This window comes from Pseudomonas taeanensis MS-3 (assembly GCF_000498575.2).
GTDB classification, from domain to species: Bacteria; Pseudomonadota; Gammaproteobacteria; order Pseudomonadales; family Pseudomonadaceae; genus Aquipseudomonas; species Aquipseudomonas taeanensis.
Window position 1 is genome coordinate 495,089 of record NZ_AWSQ01000001.1, and the last position, 24,452, is coordinate 519,540.

Annotated in this window: 19 protein-coding genes; 12 read left to right on the forward strand and 7 right to left on the reverse strand. The window is 65.1% G+C overall.

Features of this window, described 5'->3' with window-relative positions; all coding sequences use genetic code 11:
- Positions 1-91: 91 nt before the first annotated feature.
- From TMS3_RS02100 to TMS3_RS02135, 9 genes are all read left to right on the forward strand, one after another.
- The gene (locus TMS3_RS02100; RefSeq protein ID WP_025163586.1) at positions 92-1,000 is read left to right on the forward strand and encodes a LysR family transcriptional regulator; all 909 of its coding nucleotides are present in this window, start codon (positions 92-94) and stop codon (positions 998-1,000) included.
- A gap of 556 nt (positions 1,001-1,556) precedes the next feature.
- Positions 1,557-2,678 (forward strand): Re/Si-specific NAD(P)(+) transhydrogenase subunit alpha, encoded by a 1,122-nt coding sequence (locus TMS3_RS02105; protein ID WP_025163587.1) that lies wholly within the window; start codon positions 1,557-1,559, stop codon positions 2,676-2,678.
- Positions 2,679-2,689: 11 nt separating this feature from the next.
- The gene (locus TMS3_RS02110) at positions 2,690-3,004 is read left to right on the forward strand and encodes an NAD(P) transhydrogenase subunit alpha (protein WP_025163588.1); all 315 of its coding nucleotides are present in this window, start codon (positions 2,690-2,692) and stop codon (positions 3,002-3,004) included.
- Position 3,005: 1 nt separating this feature from the next.
- Positions 3,006-4,445: an NAD(P)(+) transhydrogenase (Re/Si-specific) subunit beta gene (locus TMS3_RS02115; RefSeq protein ID WP_025163589.1), complete on the forward strand. Its 1,440-nt coding sequence runs from the start codon at positions 3,006-3,008 to the stop codon at positions 4,443-4,445.
- A gap of 424 nt (positions 4,446-4,869) precedes the next feature.
- The gene (locus tag TMS3_RS02120; RefSeq protein ID WP_025163590.1) at positions 4,870-5,085 is read left to right on the forward strand and encodes a DUF1127 domain-containing protein; all 216 of its coding nucleotides are present in this window, start codon (positions 4,870-4,872) and stop codon (positions 5,083-5,085) included.
- A gap of 255 nt (positions 5,086-5,340) precedes the next feature.
- Positions 5,341-5,535 (forward strand): DUF1127 domain-containing protein, encoded by a 195-nt coding sequence (locus TMS3_RS24410; RefSeq protein WP_083491682.1) that lies wholly within the window; start codon positions 5,341-5,343, stop codon positions 5,533-5,535.
- 94 nt (positions 5,536-5,629) lie between these two features.
- Positions 5,630-5,947, forward strand: coding sequence for a DUF2388 domain-containing protein (locus tag TMS3_RS02125; RefSeq protein WP_025163591.1), 318 nt, complete (start codon positions 5,630-5,632; stop codon positions 5,945-5,947).
- A gap of 81 nt (positions 5,948-6,028) precedes the next feature.
- The gene (locus tag TMS3_RS02130; RefSeq protein ID WP_025163592.1) at positions 6,029-6,349 is read left to right on the forward strand and encodes a DUF2388 domain-containing protein; all 321 of its coding nucleotides are present in this window, start codon (positions 6,029-6,031) and stop codon (positions 6,347-6,349) included.
- Entirely contained in the window at positions 6,349-8,295 is a 1,947-nt protein-coding gene (locus TMS3_RS02135; protein ID WP_029866063.1) for a DUF7844 domain-containing protein, read from the forward strand. The genes TMS3_RS02130 and TMS3_RS02135 overlap by 1 nt, the downstream gene beginning before the upstream one ends.
- Positions 8,296-8,391: 96 nt before the next feature.
- Here TMS3_RS02135 and TMS3_RS02140 read toward each other — a convergent pair whose 3' ends face one another.
- The gene (locus tag TMS3_RS02140; RefSeq protein ID WP_025163594.1) at positions 8,392-8,796 is read right to left on the reverse strand and encodes a GFA family protein; all 405 of its coding nucleotides are present in this window, start codon (positions 8,794-8,796) and stop codon (positions 8,392-8,394) included.
- A gap of 75 nt (positions 8,797-8,871) precedes the next feature.
- Here TMS3_RS02140 and TMS3_RS02145 point away from each other — a divergent pair, with 75 nt between their 5' ends.
- Complete coding sequence (locus TMS3_RS02145) at positions 8,872-9,810, forward strand: AEC family transporter (RefSeq protein WP_235576621.1); 939 nt, start codon at positions 8,872-8,874, stop codon at positions 9,808-9,810.
- A gap of 23 nt (positions 9,811-9,833) precedes the next feature.
- On the opposite strand, the gene TMS3_RS02150 is transcribed toward TMS3_RS02145, so the two are convergent.
- From TMS3_RS02150 to recC, 4 genes are all read right to left on the reverse strand, one after another.
- A complete protein-coding gene (locus TMS3_RS02150) occupies positions 9,834-10,601 on the reverse strand; it encodes a substrate-binding periplasmic protein (protein ID WP_025163596.1) in 768 nt (255 codons plus the stop codon).
- 128 nt (positions 10,602-10,729) lie between these two features.
- The gene (gene recD / locus TMS3_RS02155; protein ID WP_025163597.1) at positions 10,730-12,571 is read right to left on the reverse strand and encodes an exodeoxyribonuclease V subunit alpha; all 1,842 of its coding nucleotides are present in this window, start codon (positions 12,569-12,571) and stop codon (positions 10,730-10,732) included.
- 202 nt (positions 12,572-12,773) lie between these two features.
- Positions 12,774-16,361 (reverse strand): exodeoxyribonuclease V subunit beta, encoded by a 3,588-nt coding sequence (recB, locus tag TMS3_RS02160; RefSeq protein WP_029866064.1) that lies wholly within the window; start codon positions 16,359-16,361, stop codon positions 12,774-12,776.
- Positions 16,358-19,795, reverse strand: a complete 3,438-nt coding sequence (gene recC / locus TMS3_RS02165) for an exodeoxyribonuclease V subunit gamma (protein ID WP_025163599.1) — start codon at positions 19,793-19,795, stop codon at positions 16,358-16,360. The genes recB and recC overlap by 4 nt, the downstream gene beginning before the upstream one ends.
- Positions 19,796-20,456: 661 nt before the next feature.
- Here recC and TMS3_RS02170 point away from each other — a divergent pair.
- Positions 20,457-22,103 carry a Na/Pi cotransporter family protein gene (locus TMS3_RS02170; RefSeq protein ID WP_025163600.1) on the forward strand — a complete coding sequence of 549 codons (1,647 nt, stop codon included), beginning with the start codon at positions 20,457-20,459 and terminating at the stop codon, positions 22,101-22,103.
- Positions 22,104-22,151: 48 nt separating this feature from the next.
- Here TMS3_RS02170 and TMS3_RS02175 read toward each other — a convergent pair whose 3' ends face one another.
- Positions 22,152-22,769, reverse strand: coding sequence for a nitroreductase family protein (locus TMS3_RS02175; protein WP_025163601.1), 618 nt, complete (start codon positions 22,767-22,769; stop codon positions 22,152-22,154).
- Between the two features lie 65 nt (positions 22,770-22,834).
- Positions 22,835-23,734: an EamA family transporter gene (locus tag TMS3_RS02180; protein ID WP_025163602.1), complete on the reverse strand. Its 900-nt coding sequence runs from the start codon at positions 23,732-23,734 to the stop codon at positions 22,835-22,837.
- A gap of 77 nt (positions 23,735-23,811) precedes the next feature.
- Here TMS3_RS02180 and TMS3_RS02185 point away from each other — a divergent pair, with 77 nt between their 5' ends.
- Complete coding sequence (locus TMS3_RS02185) at positions 23,812-24,324, forward strand: MarR family winged helix-turn-helix transcriptional regulator (RefSeq protein WP_025163603.1); 513 nt, start codon at positions 23,812-23,814, stop codon at positions 24,322-24,324.
- Positions 24,325-24,452: the final 128 nt, after the last annotated feature.

The window sequence follows — 24,452 nt, forward strand, 5'->3', positions numbered from 1 at the left end:
ACGAGTTATTCGCACGTCATTGTGCGCATTACGCACTTCGAGATAGGTTTACCCCTGAATTAATGCCACATCATGTGAAAGGGCCGCACAAATGCGTCGCAAGATCCCCAGCACCGCCGCCCTGGTCGCCTTCGAGTCGGCCGCACGCCACCAGAGCTTCACCAAGGCCGCAGCAGAGCTGGCGCTGACCCAGAGCGCCATCTGTCGCCAAGTCGCCAGCCTGGAAGAGTTTCTCAACGTCGAACTGTTCCGCCGCTCGCGACGCGGGGTGAAACTCACCGAGGCCGGGCTGTCCTATGCACGCCGCGTCGCCAGCCAGCTCGATGCAGTGGAGCGCGACACCCTGGCAATCATGGGCCAGCAAGGCGCGATGAATATCGAACTGGCAGTGGTGCCGACCTTCGGCACCCAGTGGCTGCTGCCTCGTTTGAAGGACTTCCAGCGCCTGCATCCGCAGGTCACGGTAAACCTGACCAACCGCACCCGACCCTTTCTGTTCGCCGATACCGAGTTCGATGCGGCGATCTATTTCGGTGACGGCGACTGGTCCGGCACCGCTGCCTACCCACTGATGCGCGAGAACCCGATGCCGGTGTGCAGCCCTGCACTGCTTGAGGGGCGCAGGCAACTCAGTGCCGAGCAGATCGCCGAACTCCCCCTGCTGCAACAGACCACACGGCCTTATGCCTGGCGTCAGTGGTTCAACTCACTGGGTTTGAATACCCCGCGAGATATGCGTGGACCGCGTTATGAGTTGTTTTCCATGCTCGCCCAGGCGGCTATGCACGAGATGGGCGTGGCCTTGATTCCGCCTTTCCTGATTCAACGGGAGCTGGCCGAGGGCCGCCTGGTGGTGGCACTGGAGCATGCCTGCGCCAACGACAAGTCCTACTACCTGATCATCCCCGAACGTAAGGTCGAGTCTGCCGGCCTGCTAAGCTTTCGCGATTGGTTGGTGCAGCAGGCGCAGTGCTACGCAGCCACCTGCGGGCTGGAGTAGCCGGTGCCGTGCAAAATATCGTTATGTAGTCCGGCAGTTGCTGGGCGACATCGTTTTCACCAATTGCGCCATCAGCGTGGCTACAACCCAGGAATGGCCTAATGCACAGCATTGCTGACCCGGTAGTCAACAACCTCATCCACTACAATCGCTGCATTTGATATACCCTTGCGGCGTTTTATTTACTGCACAGCATAAGCCGTACAGGCCCTGCAAACACTGGTGTCTACCCGCAATCATCGAACACCGATCCGGAACCATGGAGCAGCATTCATGACAAGGATGCCGATATCAGCTAGAAAGGCCGTCAAAGGGCCTGCAAGCCTTGCAAGACTAGCCTTTGGCAAAAAAAACTGAACATGAAGTCAAAGTATGACCTGTAGTTATCTCCAGGTTTTGCTCCAGAACTTCTTGAAGGGCTCGCCCTTCGCCTGCAAAATGCCGCGCCCCGCCTTGGCCGCAGGATCTGCCCTGGCGAGTTTGTGATGATCCCCTCTCGCCAGCGCGCCATCCGCAGTGCGCCGGTTCACTAAAAAGATCACGCAGGAGATTTGAAGTGCACATCGGTGTTCCTCTCGAAACCCATGCCGGCGAGACGCGGGTTGCCGCGACTCCCGAGACCATTAAGAAGCTGATCGGCCAAGGCCATCAGGTGACAGTGCAGAGCGGTGCCGGCGTTAGCGCCAGCATCCCCGACAGCGCCTATGCCGCAGCCGGCGCAACTATCGGCAACGAGGCAGCCGCCTTCGGCGCCGAATTGGTGCTGAAAGTCACCGCGCCAAACGATGGCGAACTGGCGCTGATGCAAACCGGCGCCGTGCTGGTCGGCATGCTCAACCCGTTCAGCAACGAGACCATCGCCCGGATGAGCGCGCGCGGCATTACCGCCTTCGCCCTCGAAGCCGCGCCGCGCACCTCGCGCGCGCAGAGCCTCGATGTGCTGTCGTCGCAGGCCAACATCGCCGGTTACAAGGCCGTGCTGCTGGCCGCGCATCACTATCCGCGCTTCATGCCGATGCTGATGACCGCTGCCGGTACGGTGAAAGCCGCGCGCATCCTGATCCTCGGTGCTGGCGTCGCCGGCCTGCAGGCCATCGCCACGGCCAAGCGCCTGGGTGCGGTGATCGAGGCGTCTGATGTGCGTCCGGCGGTGAAGGAGCAGATCGAGTCGCTCGGCGCCAAGTTCGTCGACGTGCCGTTCGAGACCGATGAAGAGCGCGAGTGCGCCGAAGGCGTCGGCGGCTACGCGCGGCCGATGCCGGCCTCGTGGATGGAGCGTCAGGCCAAGGCGGTGCACGAGCGCGCCAAACAGGCCGACATCGTCATCACCACCGCGCTGATTCCCGGGCGCAAGGCACCGACCCTGCTGCACGCGGCCACGGTTGAAGAAATGAAACCCGGCTCGGTGATCATCGACCTGGCAGCCGCTCAGGGTGGCAACTGCCCGCTGACCGAAGCCGAACAGGTGGTGATCAAGCACGGCGTAACCATCGTCGGCCACAGCAACCTGGCGGCCCTGGTGCCGGCCGATGCCTCGGCCCTGTACGCCCGCAACCTGCTGGACTTCCTCAAGCTGGTAATCGACGGCGACGGCAAGTTCCACCTCAACCTCGAAGACGACATCGTCGCCGCGTGCCTGATGTGCCGCGACGGCCAGGTCGTCCGGACCAACGGCTAAGGAGTAGAGACATGGATCTGATTTCCGACGGCATCTACAACCTGATCATCTTCGCGCTGGCCATCTACGTCGGCTACCACGTGGTATGGAACGTCACCCCGGCCCTGCACACTCCGCTGATGGCAGTGACCAACGCGATTTCCGCGATCGTCATCGTCGGCGCCATGCTGGCCGCAGCCCTGACCGTGACCCCGCTGGGCAAGCTGATGGGTACCCTGGCCGTGGCACTGGCTGCGGTCAACGTCTTCGGTGGCTTCCTGGTCACCCGACGCATGCTGGAAATGTTCAAGAAGAAAGCGCCGAAGGCGCAGGCGGGGAAGCACTGATATGAGCATGAACCTGATCACTGTTCTCTACCTGATCGCTTCGATCTGCTTTATTCAGGCGCTCAAGGGCCTGTCGCACCCGACCAGTTCGCGGCGCGGCAACCTGTTCGGCATGATCGGTATGGGCATTGCCATCATCACCACGGTCAGCCTGATCTACAAGCTCAGCGCACAGGTGGGCACCAGCGCCGGCATCGGCTACGTACTCATCGGCCTGCTGGTCGGCGGCAGCGTCGGCACCGTGATGGCCAAGCGCGTGGAAATGACCAAAATGCCCGAGCTGGTGGCCTTCATGCACAGCATGATCGGTCTGGCCGCGGTGTTTATCGCCATCGCCGCCGTGGTCGAGCCGCAGTCGCTGGGCATCGTCGCGGCGCTGGGTGATGCGATTCCGGCCGGTAACCGCCTGGAGCTGTTCCTCGGTGCGGCCATCGGCGCCATCACCTTCTCCGGCTCGGTGATCGCCTTCGGCAAGTTGTCCGGCAAGTACAAGTTCCGCCTGTTCCAGGGCGCACCGGTACAGTTTGCCGGCCAGCACATGATCAACCTGGCGATCGGCCTGGCCATCCTCGGCCTCGGCCTGGTCTTCACCTTCAGCGGCAGCCTCAGCGCCTTCGCCCTGCTGGTCGCGCTGGCCTTCGTCATCGGCGTGCTGATCATCATCCCGATCGGCGGCGCCGACATGCCGGTGGTTGTGTCGATGCTCAACAGCTACTCGGGCTGGGCAGCAGCCGGTATTGGCTTCTCGCTGAACAACTCGATGCTGATCATCGCCGGCAGCCTGGTCGGCTCCTCGGGTGCGATCCTCTCCTACATCATGTGCAAGGCGATGAACCGCTCGTTCTTCAACGTCATCCTCGGCGGCTTTGGCGGCGCGGTGGATGCCGGCCCGGCAGCGGGCAGCAAGGAGCAGCGTCCGGTGAAGTCCGGCTCGAGCGACGACGCCGCGTTCCTGCTGACCAACGCCGACACCGTGATCATCGTCCCTGGCTATGGTCTGGCAGTGGCCCGCGCTCAGCATGCACTGATGGAACTGGCCGAGAAGCTGACCCATCGTGGGGTGAACGTGAAGTACGCGATCCACCCGGTGGCCGGGCGCATGCCGGGGCACATGAACGTACTGCTGGCCGAGGCCGAGGTGCCTTACGAGCAGGTGTTCGAGATGGACGACATCAACTCCGAGTTCGGCCAGGCCGACGTGGTGCTGGTGCTTGGCGCCAACGACGTGGTCAACCCGGCAGCGAAGAACGATCCGAAGTCGCCGATCGCTGGCATGCCGATCCTCGAGGCTTACAAGGCCAAGACCGTGATCGTCAACAAGCGCTCGATGGCCAGCGGCTACGCCGGCCTGGACAACGAACTGTTCTACCTGGACAAGACCATGATGGTGTTCGGCGACGCCAAGAAAGTCATCGAAGACATGGTCAAAGCGGTCGACTGACCCGCCCGACCCGCTCGACCCGCTCGACTGAAACCCGGCCCTGTGCCGGGTTTTTTTCATGCTCGGTCAAATCTCACCCGAAGTCTGAGGCAGGTACAGTTCAACTCGTCCTAGGGTGAAGGTAGCGGAAATAACTGAACTACAGGTCAACGCTTTTCGGCAATCAATTTAAAACTGTACCTATATAAAACACCTACAAAATCACATACAAGGCAGTTAAAAGCCCTGAATTTTATCTAAAAACACGCCATAGCACTTATGGCCAGTACAGTTATCTAAAAAACAGACAAAACAGTTACAAAGCAACCTATCTAATAGGCCTGCAATTTAGCGCAACTGTGGCTACTGCGCCGGTTGCAAGGAGAGGAACATTAGCAACCAGTAGAACACTCTCTAGACCCGCCACAAGCGGAAGGATGTCATCATGGAACGCACCCTCAGTTCCGGTCTGCACTTCGAACAATTCACCGCCAACTCCACCAGCCCACTGCCGCTGCGCATGGCCGCTACCCTTCTGTTGTGGCAGCGCCGCATCGTCAGCCGCCGCCAACTGGCGCGCCTGGATGCCCGCCTGCTGGCCGATGCAGGGATCAGCGAGAGCCAACGCCACGCCGAACTGGGCAAGCCGTTCTGGCGCTAAGCGCCGCGGCGCGAGCCGCTCGCAACGCTGCACACAAAACCCGTCCACGCTCTGCGTTGGCGGGTTTTGTCGTTATGCGCAGACGGATGTCGGCAGCGACCGGCACAGATGGCGCCGCAGCAAACAGAACAGTTAGCTAATAGACTCAACTGAACCAGTACAATTTCACTTCGCTGTGACTGCCAACCAAGCTCTCGCCGCGCGACCATGGCTTCCCATACCCAACTCCCGCGGCACGCGGGAAGGTCGATTGCCATGGAAAGCATCCTTCGCAGCACTCTTCGGACAGTATCCCCTCCAGCAACCCATTGGCGTGCCCGCCTTGCACGCTGGCTGCTTAACGCCCGTACCCGCCGCCAGCTGGCCGCGCTGGACGAGCGCCAGTTAGCCGATGCCGGCATCAGTCGGAGCGAACGCTTAGCCGAGCAGGAGAAACCCTTCTGGCGTTGAGCCAGCATGGCTTGCCCATACCTACTGAGCTAGGCTTAGCCTGACTTGGCGCGGCCGACCGTCGCGCCTTCAGGCCTCAGGTGGGAGTTTCAGGATGAATCCGTTACGCACGCTCGGTTTTCTCAGCCTATTCGCGCTGTCCTCTGCCGCTTCAGCCTCCAGCTTCGTAGCCACTACCGATGCCGTGGCCGGGGCACTGGTAGGCACTTCAGATGCCACATCCGATGCCACCTCTTCGCTACGCGACGACAAAATCGTACTCGCCGCGCGCGCCGATGCGGCCAGCTTCATCGCCAGCCAAGGCAACATCCGCGGCGTACAGCTGGAGGCGGCCTTGCGCCATATTCGCCAGCAGGCACCTGAACTGGCCGGCAACGATCTGCAACTGGCGCAGGCGATACTCAGTCTGTAAGGCCCGGGTTGCATCCAGGAACCGAGACCAGCCATTCTCGTCTAACCTCCGAATGTACCCTTTGGTTTATCGGAGATGGCCATGTATCGCTCCTTGCTTACCGTGGTTACCGCGACTGCCCTGATCGCCAGCAGTGCCCAGGCGCAGACCCTGGTCGCCACCAGCAATGTCATCGTGCGGGCGGTAGACCGTACCCTCGACTTCACCTCGGACACCACAACCTCGATCCGTGATTCGAAAGTCGTCCTCGCCGCCCGTGACGATGCCGCCAGCTTCGTCGCCAGCCAAGGCACGATCCGCGGCGCCCAGCTGGAAGCGGCACTCAAGACCATTCGCAGTCAGGTGTCCGACGCGCAGAACGCCTCCGACCAAGCGCTGGCTGAAGCCATCCTCGCCCGTTGATGCCGCCTCGTGTCTGGTTGCTGGCCCTACTCCTGATCAGCGCCAGCAGCCACGCCGAGCTCCGCCTGACGCTGGAGGGCGAAGCGCTCAAACCGAACGAACGCCAGGCCAGCCAGGACTTGCTGGACGAGGCGCTGGCCGCCTTGCCACCGCGGCTCACCCAACAGCTGGATCGCCGCGTGAAAATCCGCTGGCGACATATGCCGGCCGAGGTCTATGGCCGCTCCGGTCGCTTCAGTGGCATCGAACTAAATGCCTCGCTGCTGCCCAGGTTGACCGACGGCACCGCCGCCAGTACCTCGACCCAGCGCCCTCACGGCAACGTACGCCGCGAGTTGTTAGCCACCGTGTTGCACGAACTCACCCACCTGTATGACCGGGCGCGACTCTGGTCGACGCCAGAGCGGAATCACTTCTTACGCTGCCGGCGACGTGCCGACAGCCTCGGACTGATCGGCTTGCCCGACACCTGCCGGGGACAGACCGAGCGTCGCTTCACCCTCAGCGACGACCCGCGCCTGCTCGACCTGGCGGGTTGGCCACAGTACGTCGGCCGGCGTGGCGCCCGCGAACAGCACAATGGCCAGGTCGCCCGCAGCCCGGACAACTACGAACTGAGCAATCCACGCGAGTTCGTCGCGGTGAACCTGGAATATTTCCTTCTCGACCCCAGCTATGCCTGCCGTCGACCATCACTTGCCCGCTACTTTCGCGAGCATTTCAACTGGGCGCCGGACTCGCAACAAGCCTGCGCCGACAGCTATACCTACCTGAATGCCGGCAGTGACTTCACCCGCCAGCCCTTGGGCCGACTCGATCCCGAGCGGGTCTATCAGGTCGACTTCCTGCTGGCCGAGGCCAACGATGCCTGGGTCAGCCGCTGGGGCCACAGCATGCTGCGCCTGGTGATCTGTGCTGAAGGCCGCCCGCGCGGGCCAGATTGCCGACTGGACCTGGACCAGCACCTGGTGCTGTCCTATCGCGCCTTCGTCGGCGATGTACAGCTGTCCAGCTGGGACGGTCTGACCGGTGCTTACCCGTCGCGCCTGTTCGTCCTGCCGTTGGCCCAGGTGATCGATGAGTACACCAAGGTCGAGCTGCGCAGCCTGGCCTCGGTGCCGCTGCAACTGACCCGCGAACAGCTTGAGCAGTTGGTCATCCGCGCCGCCGAACAGCATTGGAGCTATGACGGCGACTACTATTTCATCTCCAACAACTGTGCGGTGGAAACCCTCAAGCTGCTACGCAGCGGTAGCCGTCACCCACGCCTGCAGGCACTCGACAGCATCCTGCCCAACGGCCTGCTGGAGACCCTGGCAGGTCGCGGCCTGGCCGATCGCAGCGTACTCGACGACCCACGTGAGGCGTTGCGCCTGGGCTATCGCTTCGACTCTTACCGTGACCGTTACCAGGCCATGTTCGAGGTGCTGCAACAGCGCCTGCCGATCGAGCAGCCACGGGTCGAAGACTGGCTCGAGCAAGCGGCCAGTGTGCGCCGCCCCTGGCTCGCCAAGGCCGACCTGCGCGCCAGTGCCGCACTGCTGTTGTTGGAGCAGGCGGCGCTGCGCCGGCAACTGCTGCTGGCCCAGGATGAACTCAAGCAGCGTTACCTGACCGGGCGCGCCGCTCAGGACCCGAGCCTGAACAAAGCCGGCGTGGCACTCGAGCAGATTCTCGCCAACAGTGGCTTCCTCAGCCGACCGGCTGAACTGCTCGAGGGCGGTTATGGCCTGCCGCAAGCCAGCGAATGGCAGCGCCTGGAGGCGCAGAGCCACGAGCGCCAGCAGCAGCTGCGGCAACTCAGCAACGACCTCGACCAGGAAGTGCGCAACCTGCTGGAGCCCGCACGGCTGGCGGAGCTGGAAGCCAACGAGGACAACCTGAAACTGCTCAGCGAACACCTGCGCGCGCTGCATAAAGCCAGTGGTGGGCTGCAGCTGCCTTGAACCTCAACAGCGGCCCTGCGGCTTTTTTGTGGGAGCGGCCTTGACCGCGAAAGCATCGCGCTCGAGAGCGCTCCCACGGACAACACGTGGCGCGGATCAGGGTATCTGCTCCTGCCACTCCTCCGGTAACTGCTCATCCAGATGCAACCAGGGCAGACGGCTCTGCACCCAGATATGCCGATCTGCCGGGGCCAGCTCGGGCTGATCCAGAGTGGCGACGGTCACGTCCAGGGTGGTCGGGCTGAGCGTGCTGAACAGCGCCAACTGGGCGCCGCAGCCTGGGCAGAAGTAGCGCGTGCAACTTGCCGATGAGGCGTACTCGGCCGGAGTACCGAGCAGCCAGCGGAAACTCGCCAGCGGCACCGTAAGCCAGGTGGTGACTATGCCGCCGCTGCAGCGCCGGCACACCGAACAATGACAATGGGCGATATCGCGCAATGACGCCTGGAATTGGTAGCGCAAGGCAGCGCATTGGCAACCACCGCTGTGCAGATCCGACATAACACCTCCTCGATAGGCTGGTAATTGTCAGCCTAGTCGTGATCCACCTTGCGTCTCGCCGACGGCCTGACCAAGATAGCCGCCTATCTATTGGCGGGGATTGCCGTGCTCGAGTTGCTGCTGGCCTTGTGGCCGTTATTTGCCCTGATTGTCGCCGGCTATTATCTGCGCCGCTGGGAGTTTCCCAACGAGGCCTTCTGGCCCGGTGCAGAGCGCTTGAACTACTTCATGCTGTTTCCCGCCCTGCTGTTCAGCAGCCTGGCCAGCGCGCCGCTGGACAACCCGGCGCTGCCACGCCTGGCTCTGGCGGTAATGCTCGGGCTGGGCTTCGGCTGGCTGGCGCTGCTCCTGCTGCGGCGTCTGCGCGGCTGGTCGGCAGGGCGCTTTGGCGCCTTCACCCAGGGCGCCCTGCGTTTCAACACTTATCTCGGTCTGGCCGCGATCGGCAGCCTGTTCGGCCAGGAAGGCCTGACTCTGGCGGCGCTGATGCTGGCCTTGATGGTGCCGACGGTGAACGTGCTGTCGGTCTGGTCGCTGACCGCCGAGCGCGGGGTCAGCGCACGCAGCCTGCTGCTGCCGGTGCTGAAGAACCCGTTGATCCTCGCCTGCCTCGGCGGCGTGCTGCTCAACCTCAGCGGCCTCGGCCTGCCCGGCGGCAGCGACCGCCTGCTCGGCCTACTCGCCGCCGCCAGCCTGCCGCTCGGCTTGCTCTGCGTCGGTGCGGCGCTGAAACCCGAACAGCTCGGCGGGGAAATTCCCGCGCTGGCCTGGAACAGCGTGCTGCGCCTGCTGGCCATGCCGCTGCTGGCCTGGGCCGTGGCTTACGGCCTGAACCTGCCCGCGATGGAAAGCAGCGTGCTGGTGCTGTTCTTCGCCCTGCCAACGGCTCCCACCGCCTACGTGCTGACCCGCCAACTGGGCGGCGACAGCCAGTTGATGGCCGGCTTGATCACCCTGCAGACTTTGCTGGCGGCGGCCAGCCTACCCTTGTTGCTGACGCTCGTGACCGCCTGACTAGAGCGTCAGCACAGGCTGGCTCAACGACCGGCCTGCTCATCCCTCTGCTGCAGATAGCGCCCCAACAACCGCTGATACTCGTTGCCCTCACGCAATAACGCCAAGCCCTCATTGAAGCGCTGCAATACCCTGTGCGCATGTGGATGCCGCCGCGGTACGAGGACATGCAGGGACGTTTCCGCAAATGCGCTCTGCGAGCGGCGAAACTCTGCCGAGGACCGTTCGGTGAAGCTCAGCGCCACTTCGCCAAGAGGGCCATTGGCGATGAAAAAGTCATCGCGCTTGAGCAGCAACAAGCGGGCGCACTCATTCAGACCGACAGGCGCATGGCGGGTTAGCAGGCCCTGCTCGACCATTCCCTGGATAGCCACCGGCAGCTGCCAACCGAGCGGGTAGCAAAGCTTCTTGCCCGCCAGCGCCGGTAGATCGTCGACCTCGTACTCCTCATCGGCGCGACTGAAGATGTGCTGCCTGACCACCAGCAACGGCTCGGAGTAGTGGTAGTCCTTGTCCAGTTCCACGGAGCGCACATAAGGGAAGGTGGCGTCGTATGCGCCATTCAGGGTCATGAGCAAGCCACGGTTCCAGGGTCGCCAGTCCAGTTCGCTGCTCACCTGTCGCTGGCGCAACGCGGCCTGCACCACCTGGCTGAGAATGCCGCCACCGGGCAGTGTCTGCCCGGTGAAGGGCGCATAACCGTCCCCGGTGACCAGATGTAAGTGCTCGGCCCAGCTCAAGGCCGGCTGGCTCAGGCTGATGATCAGAGCCCATAGCAAAGAGGTTCGCATCAGTATCGCCTTGGTATCCATTGGGAAGATGCCAGTCGCGACAACACAGTCCCGCGCATGCCGAGAGTGTAGACGCCATGGCCGCCCCCATAACATCGATCGGGTCAGCTACAGGCCAGACCGATGGGTCATTCGAACAACCCCAGTTGCTGGCCACCGACATTCGTCGGCACCGGCTCTAATGGAGACGGTTGCTGCAAACGCTCGGCCAGTCCTGCCGCACGCTCCGCCTTGCAGCTCACCGCCTCGCCCAGACGCGCCGGCAGCCCCCAGATTTCCACCTTGTGCTTGGCCCGGGTGATGCCGGTGTAGAACAGGCTGCGGGTCAGCAACGGGCTGGGCTGCTCGGGCAGCGCCAGCAACACCTCGGCAAACTCCGAACCCTGGCTCTTGTGTACGGTCATGGCGAATGCGCTGTCGTGGCTGGGTAGCCGCGCCGGGGCGAAGGGGCGAAAGCCTTGCTCGGCCTCGAAAAACACCCGCAGGCCATGCTCGCTGTGCAGGCAGATGCCAATATCGCCGTTGAACAGGCCCAGGGCGTAGTCGTTCTGCCGCACCATCACCGGCCTGCCGACGTACCAGCGCTCACGGCTGGCCACCTGACTGCGCCGTTTGATGCGCGCCTCCAGCGCCTCGTTGATTCCGGACACGCCCCAGGGACCCTCGCGTTGCGCGCAGAGGGCGCGGAAGGCATTGAATGCGGCAAAGGCCTGCGCTGGATCGCCGAGCTTGGCGGCGTCGAGGAACGGCGCATAGCCGCGGTCCAGACGCTCAAGCAAGTCCTGCGGCGTCGGTTGCGCCTGCCAGGCCAGATCGCTGCGTGGCTCTCGCAGCAACTTGAGGGTGCCGGCGACATCGCCACTGTTGATCCGCCGGGCCAGCTCACCGATGCCGCTGTCACCGGCGAAACGGTGGCTGTGGGTGAGCAGCACCACCGCATCGCCCAGAGCCGAACGCGGATCTTCCACCGTGACCTGCTGACCGGTGATGCGCTGCAAGTCGGCGGCGGCCCGGGCGTCGAAGCCGCGGCCCTCGCACAGTTCGGCGAACACCGCACCGGCTTCCACCGCCGCCAACTGGTCCTTGTCGCCGAGCAGGATCAGCCGCGCCGTCGGCGGCAAGGCATCGACCAGCTTGGCCATCAGCGCCAGGTCGACCATCGAGGCTTCGTCGACCACCAGCACATCCAGCGCCAGCGGATTGGCCGCGTGGTGCCGCACTTGTGGGCTGTCGCCGCGACTGCCGAGCAGGCGGTGCAGGGTGCGCGCCTCCTCCGGCAGGTGCGCTTTCACCGCGTCGCTGACCGGCAGCGCGGCCTTGGCGTTTCGGATCGCCTCGGCCATGCGCGCCGCCGCCTTGCCGGTCGGCGCGGCCAGGCCGATGGCCAGACGCTCGCCGCCCGGTTGTTCGAGCAGTGCGGCGAGCAGGCGCACCACTGTGGTGGTCTTGCCGGTACCGGGGCCGCCGGATATCACCGCCAGCTTGCGCCGCACCGCCTGCGCGGCGGCCAGTCGTTGCCAGTCGGGTGGCTGGCCTGACTGTGATGTGGCGTTGAAGGCAAACAGGCGCGTCAGGCTCTCGCTCAACTGTGCTTCATCGACCACCGGCAGATCCGCTGCGCGCAACAATAACTGCTCGGCAAGCTGCTGCTCGTAGGCCTGATAGCGGGCGAGATAGAGGCGTTGCCCCACCAGAGTCAGGGGGCTGAAGGCACCAGCCGCGCCCACCAGCGGCGAGGCGTTCAATTCAGTAAGCCAGTCACTCAACGCCGGCAAGGTATAGCCGTGCTCCGGCCACGGACGCTGCCCGGCCAGACGCGCCAGGGGCAGGCACACATCACCCTTCTCCAGCGCTGCACAGAGCAGCGCCGCCGAGGCCAGCACCAGGGTATCGGCCTCGGGATCGAGGCGCTGCAGGCTGTCGACCAGGGCGCGCTCCAGCGGGCCGAGGGGCAGGTCGGCGAGAATCATCGGGCCACCGCCATTGCAGGGTTGTAAGGGGCTGATTGTGGGAGCGGCCTTGGCCGCGATGTTTTTGTGGCGTTGGCATCGCGGTCAAGACCGCTCCCACAGAGGGCCATGCACAGCGCCGTAGCCCGGATGCAATCCGGGGGGCTTACCGGACACCGCGAAATTCGCTCCCGGATTGCATCCGGGCTACTCAGCATGCGCATCAGACGCCCTCCGCAAACAGTCGATCCAGGGCATCCAGCAGGCTGTCAGCCGGTCGGGCGAAATACACCCCGGCACTCGGCATGCCGCGCAGGAACAGGTAGTAGGCGCCGCCCAGCTGGCTGTCGTCGAACTCGGCCAGGCGCTGGCGCAGGAAGCGCCGCAGCGCCACCAGGTAGATCAGGTATTGCAGGTAGTAATGCTCGCCGGCCAGCGCCTGGATCAGCCGTTCGCCGCCATAGAAGCTGGCGTCCGGACCGAGCCAGTTGGACTTGTAGTCGGCGATGTACCAGCGCCCGTCATGCTCGAAGGTCAAATCGATAAAGCCCTTGAGAAAGCCCTTGAGGCTGTCGAACTCCAGGCGCGCGGCGGCCTCGCGCATCGGCGCGGGCAGCCCAAAGGCCGGATCGCTGAGAATCGTCCGCAGACGCGCCACATCCAGATTCGCCACCGGGAAGGTGAAGCCCAGTTCGGGCAGGCGTCGCGCCGACTGCAAACTGGCCAAGGTCAGGCCCTTGCCGTCAAGATCGCTATCGACTATCTGCTGCAGCTGCGCCAGCGCCACCTCGCCCCAGTCGCTGCTGATGCCGTGGCCGCTCAGCGCCGGTTCGATCAACTCGGCCAGCGGCGCCTTGCCGCGCGCCCAGTCTTCCAGAATCGCGTGCAGGCAGGTACCGGCACGGGCGCCACGGGGGAAGGCAAAGAAGCCCGTGCCCGGTTCGCTGGCAGCCGGCATCTGCAGACCGTCGCGATCCGGCGCCTCCATGTGCATGCCGGCGGCCAGGCCGGAGAAGCTGCCGATACGCCAGGCGCTGTACAGGCTGCGGTGCAGCTGCTCGAGTTGCTGCGGCGCCGCTGCGCGGCGTTCCCCGGCGGCACTGGCTTCGCGCTCGCGCAGTGGCTGCACGGCCATCTGGCCCTGACTGCTGGCCACCAGCTGCTCGATTTCAGCGCGCAGGCCGCTCGGGCTGAAGCTCTGCAGATGGCCGGCCAATTCGCCCAATGCATCCGTGCCTGGCAAGCCGCGGCCGTGCAGCAGCCAGGCCAGGGCGCTGCTGTGCAGACCGGCCTCGCTCAGGCTGCCGTCCTTTTTCGGCTTGCAGTCCACCGGCCCCCAGTGCAGCCACAGACGGTCGCGGGCACGGGTCAGGGCCACATAGGTCAGGCGCAGGCGCTCGGCGAAACGCTCGTGGCGGGCACGCTCACGGTGGGTATCGAAGTCTTCGCCACCGAGGTCGAGCAACGGCGTACCGTCATCGGCGTGGCAGGTGATGTCTTCCTGCTGGCGCAACAGGGCGCCGTCCCACAGGTAGGGGCAGAACACCAGCGGGTATTCCAGGCCCTTGGAGGTGTGGATGGTGACGATCTGCACCCGCTCGGCATCGCTTTCCAGGCGCAGCAAGGCCTCCTCACCGTGGGCCTCGCTGCTGCGCTGGGCGTTGAACCAGCTCAGCAGCTGCTCCAGCCCCGGACGCTGCAGGCTCTCGGTCTGCAGCAGCTCGGCCAGGTGCAGCAGGTTGGTCAGGCGGCGCTCGCCGTCGACCAGGGCCAGCAAGCGCTGCGCCACCTGCTGCTCATCCAGCCAGGCGCGGAAGGCGCGCATGAAACCCTGCTGCTGCCAGAGCTGGTGGTAGCGTTCGGCGGCTTCGCGCTCCTCGTCCCAGGCGCGGGCGTCGTCCTGGCAGGCGGCCAGATCGGCCGCGCTACGGCCCAGCAGACGGCTGGCCAGGGCGTAGCGCAACGCGCCTTCGCGGCCCGGTTCGGCATAAGCCGCCAGCACCGCGGCCAGTTCAGCGGCCTCCTCGCTGTGCCAGACGTTTTCCTTGCCGCGGCGCACGCTGGGCACGCCGCGTGCGGCCAGTTCGCTTGCCACTTCGCTGGCCTGACGATGGCTGGCAACCAGTACCGCGATATCCCCACCCTTGAGCGGAGTCCGCTTAAAGCTGCTGCGCTCCGCGATAGCTGCGTCAGGTTCTCGCGCGAGTTGTTCTTCAAAATAAGCCTCGCCACGGCTGCTGGCCGCCAGCACGGCGGCGATGCGCCGCGCCGTATCGCGCGCCACCAGGGCACCGGCCTCGCCCTTGCCGAGGTAGTCGTCATCCAGCCAGACCAGGGCCAAAGGCGCGTCCTGCTCATCCTCGACAACGGGCAGCACCAGCTGCGGCCGTGAGCGTTGACTGGCGCCGACCGGCGGGTAGCTGAGCCCCGGTTCGGCGAACGGCATGGGTCGGTTGAACAGCTGGTTGAGCGCGGCGATCAGCTCGGGGGTGGAGCGATGGTTGGTGGCCAGGCTGTACTGCCGCGCGGCCTCGCTGCGGGCCTTGAGGTAGGTGGCCAGATCCGCACCGCGAAAGGCATAGATGGCCTGCTTGGGGTCGCCGACAAAACACAGATCACCCTGGTTCGCATAGATGCGTCGGAACACCTGGTACTGCACCGGGTCGGTGTCCTGGAACTCGTCGATCAGCGCCACCGGGTACTGCTCGCGCAGGGTGCCGGCCAGGTGCTCGCCGCCCTCGCCGTACAGCGCCTGTTGCAGGGTGTTGAGCAGATCGTCGAAGGCCAGCAGACGCTGCGCCGCCTTGCGCTGTGGCAACTGCTGGTTGAGCTGCTCGATCAGCCGTACCTGCAGGTCGATCAGCCGTTGCTCGGCCTCGGGTTGCGCCGCCTCCAGGGCCTCGCACAGGCCTTGCAGGGCATCGGCCAGCGGACTGTGCGGCGTGCCGCTGCCCTTTTTGCTGGCCTTGGCCAGGCCTTCGCGCGACAGCCGCTGGTGCGCCTCGGTCTTGCTGAACAGCGCGGCGGCATCGCTGAAGTAGCCCTCCAGATCGGCCTGCCAGAGGCCCAGCTTGGCCGGGTTGCACATATTGCTCTTGAAGCCATCGAAGGCCTTGAGCTGCTCCAGCCAGGCCGCACTGTCGCGCTGCCAGCAGCGCTGCGCCAGCAGCCAGGCGTCGCGCAGGGCACTCATCTCGGTGCTGGCGCCGGGCTGCGGCTCGATGCGCAGGTAGGGCTTGCCCAGGTGATTGCGCAACCGCTGGCGCAGGCTTTGCGGGGTGAGCTTACGCTGCACCAGAAAGGCCGCCCATTCCGGCTCTGCCGCGGCCAGTTCATGCCGCCACAGGTCGGCGAGCAGGGCGTCGAGAATCTCCCGGTCGTCGTGGGTCAGTTCGTTGTCAAAGTCGCCGCCGGCCTCGAACGCGGCGTCCTGCAGGGCACGCTGGCAGAAACCGTGAATGGTGAAGATCGCCGCCTCGTCGAAACCATGCACCGCCAGCAGCAGCCGGCGGTGACTGGCCGCATCCGGGTACTGGGCGTGCAGGCGGTTGAGCAACTCGTCCGCGCCCGGACCCTGCTCGTAGACTGCCAAGAGTTCGGCCAGGCGCTTGCGAATGCGCTCGCGCAGTTCGGCGGTGGCCGCGGTGGTGAAGGTCACCACCAGAATCTGCGCCACCGACAACTGCTTCTCCAGCAGCAAGCGGGCGTACAGCGCGGTGAGGGTCCAGGTCTTGCCGGTGCCGGCACTGGCTTCGATCAGCGAACGGCCGCTGAAGGAGTCGCTGAGGAGATCCAGGTTGGCGCTGCTCATGCGTTGTCTTCCTCTTCGCCCTGCAAGGCGTCCAGCGCCGGGCCGTACAACTGTTCGGCCAGCGTCTCGAAGCGTTCATCCAGTGGTTCGCGGTCACGGAAGGCCAGGGCGTTCCAGGGGTCCTGGCTCTCGCCGCTCATGAAGTCGTTGCCTAGCCACATCACCCGGGCTTCCGCGCGGGCCGCGTCGATGGGTTCCTTGCGCCCGGGCTTGCGCCATTTCTTGGCGAAGCCATAGCTGCACTTGGCCAACAACGGCAGCGGTTCGCGCAGTGCGCTCTTGTAGGCCTCGAGCCAGGGTTGCAGCAGCTCCAGTGGACTCGCCAGCGGCCCCAGGCGCCACTCGCTCTTCGGTGACAGCAGGCGGCTGTCGCGGGCGATGCCTGGGGTGGCGGCGCAATTGAGCAGCAGGTGGCGCAGCCAGAACGGCGCCAGCTCCCAGGCACCGAGGTCGCGCAGGCGGTAGTCGAACAGGCCGCTGGCGCTGACGCCGTCGAGCCAGCCATGAATGCGCACGCCGGCCAGCTGGAGATCCACCAGCAGCGGTTGCGGCGCGTCGTCGGGGCGTTCGTCGAACAGGGTCGGGGCGAAGGCGCGAATCGGTCCGCGGATCTGCCCCCAATGCGCCTGCCCCAACTCGCCCACCGGCAACCAGCCCGAGGCCGCGGCCACGGCGCGCTCCTCGCGCTCACTCCAGCCCCGCTCGATGGCCTGCAGGGCCAGTTGGCGCAGGCCGTGTTGGCTGGTCCATTCGACGCTGAACGGCTCGTCGCCGGCCAGGGCTTCTTCGCCTTGCGCCAGGCGCAGGCCGAGGCGCTGCTCCAGCAGGTAGCGCGCCGGGTGCTTGAAGCAGTGGATCAGCTGGCTGGGTTCCAGGGTCAGCCAGTCCTGGTCCGGCTCATTCAAGGCGCTGGCAAACGGCGAGGGTTGCTCAACCGCCTGGCTCAGGCGCTGCGCCGCGTGGAACCAGGGCGCGGCGAAGCCGGCCTGCTGCGCCCCGGAAAAGTTGCCGGGGGCGAAGGGTTGCAACGGGTGCTGCACAACAATCCGGGCACTGGCCTCGGCGCCGGTCAACGTGGCGGTGATGTCGATGACATCCAGCAACTCGCTGACCAGCACCGAAGGCGGCAGCTCGGCGTTGCTGCGCGGGTCGCGGCCGACGTAGCTCAAATACAGGCCGCTGCGCGCCGAGAGCAGGGTTTCCAGCAGCAGGTAGCGGTCGTCGAGACGTCGCGCGCGATCGCCGCGCCGGGGTTTCTGGCCGATCAGGTCGAAGCCGGCGGCCGGCGTGCGCCGTGGCAGCGCGCCGTCGTCCAGGCCGAGCAGGCAAACCAGGCGGAACGGCAGGCTGCGCATCGGCACCATGGTGCAGAAGGTCACCGCGCCGGTGAGAAAACCCGAGGCGCCGCTGCCCTGCTCCAGCGCCGCGCTCAGTTGCTGACGGATCAACGCCAGCTCCAGAGGTCGCTCGATGCCGGACGCCGTTGCCTGCTCGGCCAGGGCGGCGCAGGCCTTGGACAGCAGCAACAGGGTATCGCCGGCCTCGCGCTCGTCGAACAGGTTGTCGATCAGCTCGAGCAGGGTATCGGCCCACTCGGCCAGGCTGCGCGGGCGCTGCATGCTCTGCGCCAGCGCGGCCAGACGCTCGACGAAGGCGACCAGACGCCCGAGCAGCTGCGCCCGGCCGCCTTCCAGGGCGTCCAGCGGCCAGCTGTCGCCGAGCAAGGGCGCCGCCAAGCCGGCCAACTGTGGCGGCGCGGCAAAGCCCAACAGCAGCCGGTCCAGGCCCTGGCGCCAGGTGAAGGCCGCATCGGCCGGCAACCCAAGCTGCTCGCGGTGGCCGCTGTCGCGACCCCAGCGCACCCCGGCGTCGCGCAGCCAGTCACGCAGCAGTGGCAGGTCTTCCGCCTCGATGCCGGCACGCCGGGCGAGGGCCGGTTGCTCCAGCCAGGCGAGGACTTCCTCGGCGGCGAAACGGCTGTCGGGCAGCGCCAGCAGGTTGAGGAAGGCCTCGATCAGCGGAATTTCCGCGCGCAGGCTGCGGTCGGCCAGACTGAAGGGAATGCGCGGGGCGGCCATCCGCGGGGCGGCCATCCGCGGCACGCCTTCGCGCGGGGCGCCCGTCTTGGCAGAGAAAACCGCCTCGATATAGGGCGCGTAGCGTTCGATGTCCGGGGTCAGCACCACCACCTGATCGGGGCTGAGCTGCGGGTCGGCCTGGAAACGCGCGAGCAACTGGTCATGCAGGATTTCCACCTCGCGCAGCGGCGAGTGGGCGACGTGCACTTCCAGCGAGCGGTCATCCTCACGCAGCGCCAGACGCTCCCCCGGCTGCCGGGTACGCAGGCGCAGAATGTCGTTCTGCAAGGCCTGCAACAGGCTGCCGTCGTGCAGGTCGGCATCTTCCGAATAGATGCCGATCTCCTGACTGCCCTCGCTCGAAGCCAGGGCGAACAGTGCGTCGAAGAAATCCCGCCCCTGCTTACCCAGGCTGGCCAGCAGGGGGTGGCCGACGTCCAGGTACCAGTCATCCGGGGCGAACGGCGGAAAAGCTGCTGCACTTGAGGAGCCTGCGTTAAAACCAGGCTCGGGGTGCTCATGTACGGCTTGCACACTGCGCTCCCTCGCCTGGTTTTGCCTTGCCTGCTCTGCGCTCGCGACGCTTTCCGCCCGTCCGCCAAAGGATTGCCGCGCCAGCTCGCGCATGTCGCGAATATCGCCCCAGGCCTCGCGACACGGGTTGAGGGCGAAGATCACCACCTCGGTATGCCGCGCCAAACCCTCGAGCACCCGCAGGTGGTGCGGCGGCAGGCTGCTGATGCCGAACACCAGCAGGCGTTCCGGCAGGCCGGAGAGCGCTTCGCCGCCGTGCAGGCGCTGCAGCAGCTCGTCGAGCAGGCGCGCGCGGTGCGGGTGGCCGTCACGGGTCAGCTCGCGCCAGAGCAGCGCCTGCCAGGCTTCATCCGGGCCCAGCTCGAGCAGCTCGTTGCGCTCCCAGGCGGCCAGCCAGTCGTCGCGATACAGCAGGTATTGGTCGAAGACGTCGGCAATCTTCGCCGCCAGTGACAGTCGCCGGCGCTCGTCGCCGCCCTCCAGGTAATGCGCCAGGCGCGGCGCCTGGGCCAGCTGCTCCGGCTCGCACAGCCAATCGTACAGGCGCCAGCTCAGAGTGCTGGGAGAGAACGCCGACTGCTCAGGCAACTGGCCAAGCACCAGACGCGACAGGTCCCAGACGAACTTGGCCGGCAGCTGCACCTCCAGCTGCATGGCGATGCCCTGCTTGCGCGCCAGCTCCAGGGTCAGCCAGCGGCCGATGCCCTGGCTCGGCACCACCACCAGCGCCGGGGCGAAGGGCTCGCGCTGTGGCTGGCCGAGCAGGCTGGTAGCCAGCTCGCCGAGGGTTTCCAGGTCTGGAGCGTGGTAGAGGGTGAGCATGGGCAGGATCGCATCCGTTCAGTCGGCCTCGTGGCCTGTACGGTTAGTTGGTTAACTTAAGTTCGGATGGCCGAGGTTCCGAGACCAGGCGCTGCGACGAGTCATAGCGGGCTATGGCGAGAAGCGGCAACGCAGTATCAGGGTCTCAGACGCCGAAATTGACTAATTGAACTAGCCACACAGGCCACTAGGTTACCAGTTCGCCCCGTCTGAAGGCATGCCGCGACAGCCTGCTCATGGCCTGTTGCGAGCAAATCCCTAGCAGGCGATTTGCTGAGTTTCTTTCACTAGATCGTCAGTGTCGAAAAGGAGCGCAGCAGAAACCATCTGAGCGGCCTCCAGCCCCCCCTTCGACCAGCTCGGTGCCGTGCATGCCGGTTTGCACAACGCCTGGGATATCGAGCCGGATATGCAGGTCGCCAGCCTGTTGGAACTGGCCGAACAGTTGTCCGTCTAACTCTTGCCAGCGCGGTTAACTGTGTTGACGCGGCTGGCGCCAATGCCATTTGACGACTAAAGCTTAAGGCAGGCTTGGTAAAAAAATAGCTAACCAGGCCATTCACTTACCCGCGACACCTAATCTGCGGATTCACCGTCGGGCTCTAGGCGTCGCATCCAGTTGTTGCTCTCGTTTGGGCGACCCGCGTCAGGGAGATGCGCGATGCTGACCCTGCTCAATCTGCTTTCATCCATTGCCCTGTTGATCTGGGGTACCCATATCGTCCGTACCGGCATCCTGCGCGTGTACGGCTCGCATCTGCGCAAGGTGCTCAGCCACAACGTCAGCAAGCGCCCCATGGCGTTTGTCGCCGGGATCGCGGTGACTGCGCTGGTGCAAAGCAGCAACGCCACTGCGCTGCTGGTCACCTCCTTTGTCAGCCAGGGCTTGATGGCGCTGACTCCCGCCCTGGCGATCATGCTCGGCGCCGACGTCGGCACGGCGTTGATGGCGCGGGTACTGACCTTCGACTTGAGCTGGCTGTCACCACTACTGATCTTCCTCGGGGTGATTTTCTTCCTCTCGCGCAAGCAGACCCGCGCCGGCCAGCTCGGCCGCGTGGCGATCGGCCTGGGCCTGATGCTGCTGGCGCTGGAGCTGATCGTCGCCGCCGCCACGCCGATCACCCAGGAGCAGGGGATCCGGGTGCTGTTCGCCTCGCTGACCGGCGACCTGCTGCTGGACGCTCTGGTCGGTGCGTTGTTCGCCCTGATTTCCTATTCCAGCCTGGCCGCCGTGCTGCTTACCGCGACGCTGACCGGCGCCGGGCTGATCAGCCTGCCGGTGGCCATCGGCCTGGTGATCGGTGCCAATATCGGCAGCGGCATCCTGGCCTTCCTCACCAGCAGCCTGCAGACCCAGGCCGGCCGGCGGGTGGCACTCGGCAGCCTGCTGTACAAGCTGATCGGCCTGCTCCTGGTGATCCCGCTGCTCAACCCGCTGGTGAGCTGGCTGGATAGCCTGCAGTGGCGCCCGGCGGAGCTGGTGATCGCCTTCCACCTGCTCTACAACAGCCTGCGCTGCCTGCTGATGCTGCCGAGCACAGGTCTTATGGCGCGTTTCTGCAACTGGCTGCTGGCGGACCGTCCCGAGCAAGGCGGCGTCGCCCGGCCGCGCCACCTCGATCCCACGGCGTTGGCCACACCGAGCCTGGCGCTGGCCAATGCGGTACGCGAGACCCTGCGCATCGGTGACCTGATCGAAACCATGCTGGGCCACCTGCTGGAAGTGCTACGCGGCAACCAGCCGACCCAGAGCAGAGAGCTGAGGGAGCTGGATAACGATGTCGATTCGCTCTACAGCGCGGTGAAGCTGTACCTGGCTCAGGTCCCCCGCGAAGTGCTCAGCGAACAAGAAAGTCGGCGCTGGGCGGAAATCATCGAACTGGCGGTCAACCTGGAGCAGGCCGGTGACATCATCGAGCGCATGCTTGGCAAGCTGCAGGACCAGAAGACCGCGCAGCGCCATTCGTTCTCCGACAGCGGCCTGGAAGAACTGACTGAATTGCACACCCGTTTGATGGCCAACCTGCGCCTGGGCCTGTCGGTGTTTCTCTCCGGCGATGCGGAAAGCGCGCGTCAACTGTTACGCGAAAAACGCCGCTTTCGCATCCAGGAGCGGCGTCTGGCTCACTCCCATGTCGGCCGCTTGCATCACCAGGTGGTGCAAAGCATCGAGACCAGCTCCCTGCACCTGGAGCTGATCGGCGACATGAAACGCCTCAACTCGCTGGTTTGCAGCAGTGCCTATGTGGTCCTCGAGAGTCGTGAAACCGGTGCGCTGAAAGTGGAGGAGGTGGGTGGCGAGTAAAACCGCGCACCTCGCTTGCCGAAGCCACGACTCACCACCCGCACTCACTCAGGCAAACGCCATCACCTCATGCACTGGCCTGCGCGGCTTCTGGGGCCAATTACCGGCTGCTGGGTAACCCGCGGTGACCAGCATCACCGGCACCTCGTTAGCGGCCAAAGCAAACGCCTGCGCCACGCCGTCTGCATCGAAGCCGCTCATCGCCCCTGTCGACAGGCCCATGCCCTGAGCGGCGAGCATCAGCGTCATGGCGGCCAGAGAGGCGGAGCGCAGCGCCTCGTCGCGCTGCAACTGTGGATTGCCCTGATGCGAGCCAGTGGCCGCGGCGACCCAGCCCTCGACGATCGACTGATCGAGAATGCCCGCGTCGAGCGCCGGCTGCAGTGCATCGGCGAGGCCCTCATGCGCCGCCAGCGTGCCGCAGATGATGAAGGTGACCGGCGCATCCAGCACTTGCTGTTGCCCGTAGGCCACGGTGTGCAAGCGCATCTTGGCCTCAGCGGAGCGTACCGCGATAAATTTCCAGTTCTGCAGGTTGTAGGCCGATGGCGCACGAGTGGCCAGACTTACCAGTTCGCTGATGACTTGCTCAGTCAGATCCCTATCGACTGCATAACGGCCGGTTGAAACCCGCGATTCGATCAGCTGCTTAATGGGGTTGGACATGACTTTCTCCTTTACCAAGGTGGTTGAGGGGCCAGCGGGAAACACGCCGCCAACCCAGGTGAGCATCAGCGCACGACTTGCGGTGATGGTGCTGGCGCCGGAGCGCTTGAGGCCCACTGCACCGCCAGGATGCTGCCGAGTACGGTCAGCAACCCAACCAATGACAGTCCGGTGATGCTCTGGCCGAGTAACGCCCAACCCAACACCACCGCCACCAGGGGGCTGAGCAGGCCCAGCGACGACACAGCGACCGGCGCCAGGCGGGCGATGCCGCGGAACCACAGGGCATAGGCCAGCAGCGCGCCGAACAGCGAGAGGTAGGCATACCCCAGCAAGTGCGTGGTGCTCAGCGGTGGCAGGGGCGGATCGACCAGCCAGGCCACAGGCGCCAGCAGCAACCCGCCCAGCAGCAGCTGCCAGCCGGTGAGAGCCAGCAGAGGCAAGACCGGGCGCCAACGTCGAGTCAGGTAGGTGCCGAGCGCCATGCACGCGGTACCGCTCAATGCCGCAGCGATGCCGATCGGGTCCCAGGCGGCTCCCGGCGCCAGCAGCAAGGCAGCCATGCCGGCGACCCCGAATACACTCGCCCACACTGCCAAGGAAGCCGGTTGACGCCCATCCAGGCTCCACACCAGGCCCATCACCAGCAATGGCTGGATTGCCCCGACTACAGCCGCCAAGCCACCGGGCAGGCGATACGCTGCGACAAACAAGAGGGCCTGGAAGAAGCCGATGTTCAGCGCCGCGAGCACTATCAAGCGCCCCCACTCCATGGGTTTAGGAAGATGGCGGCTGTACAGCACCAGCAACAGACCCGCCGGCAAGGTACGCAGCAGGGCCGCAGTAAACGGGCGGTCGGGTGGCAGCAGTTCGGTGGTAACTATATAGGTCGAGCCCCAGATGGCCGGTGCCAGTGCGGTGAGCAGTGCATCGACCCAGGCTGGATAGGTTTTTTCAGTGCTCATGTAATTACCTTCAACTCAAGATATAATTCGAGCCTGACATGAATTAATCTTGATATCAAGACAACTGAGGTTTCCTGATGAGTGCAGATCGACAGCCGGATGCGGTAGACGCCATCCTCGGGCAATGGCGCCGAGAGCGACCGGATCTGGACCTTGGTCCGATGGCTACCATTGGCCGGGTCAAACGCTGCTCAGCCCTGCTGGGCCGGCGTTTGGACGAGACCTTCGCCAGCTTCGGCATGAGCACCTGGGAGTTCGATGTGCTGGCAACACTCAGGCGCTCCGGGGAGCCTTATTGCCTGGCTCCGACCGCCTTGTTCTCCACCCTGATGATCACCTCGGGCACCATGACCCACCGGCTGAAACGCCTGGAGGCCAGCGGCTGGATAGAGCGCGAAGTCAACCGTGAGGACGCGCGCAGCCTGCTGGTGCGCCTGACGCCGAGCGGGCTGGAGCTGGTTAACCGCGCCGTCGAGGCGCATCTGGATAATGAGCGGCGCATCCTCGCACCGCTGAGTGCCGCCGACCTGGCGGCGCTGGACGCCAGCCTGGCCACCCTGCTGGCGGTGCTGGAGCCGCCGCGCGACTGAGCCTTGCATAGCGGCGCAAGGCTGTGCGGGAGCGTCTCAGGATGATCAGGATTGCTCGGGGTTGTGAGGGCAGCGCTGCACTCACCCCTTCCGACTGACTGCGATTGCAGCAGGCTCGAACGACAAAG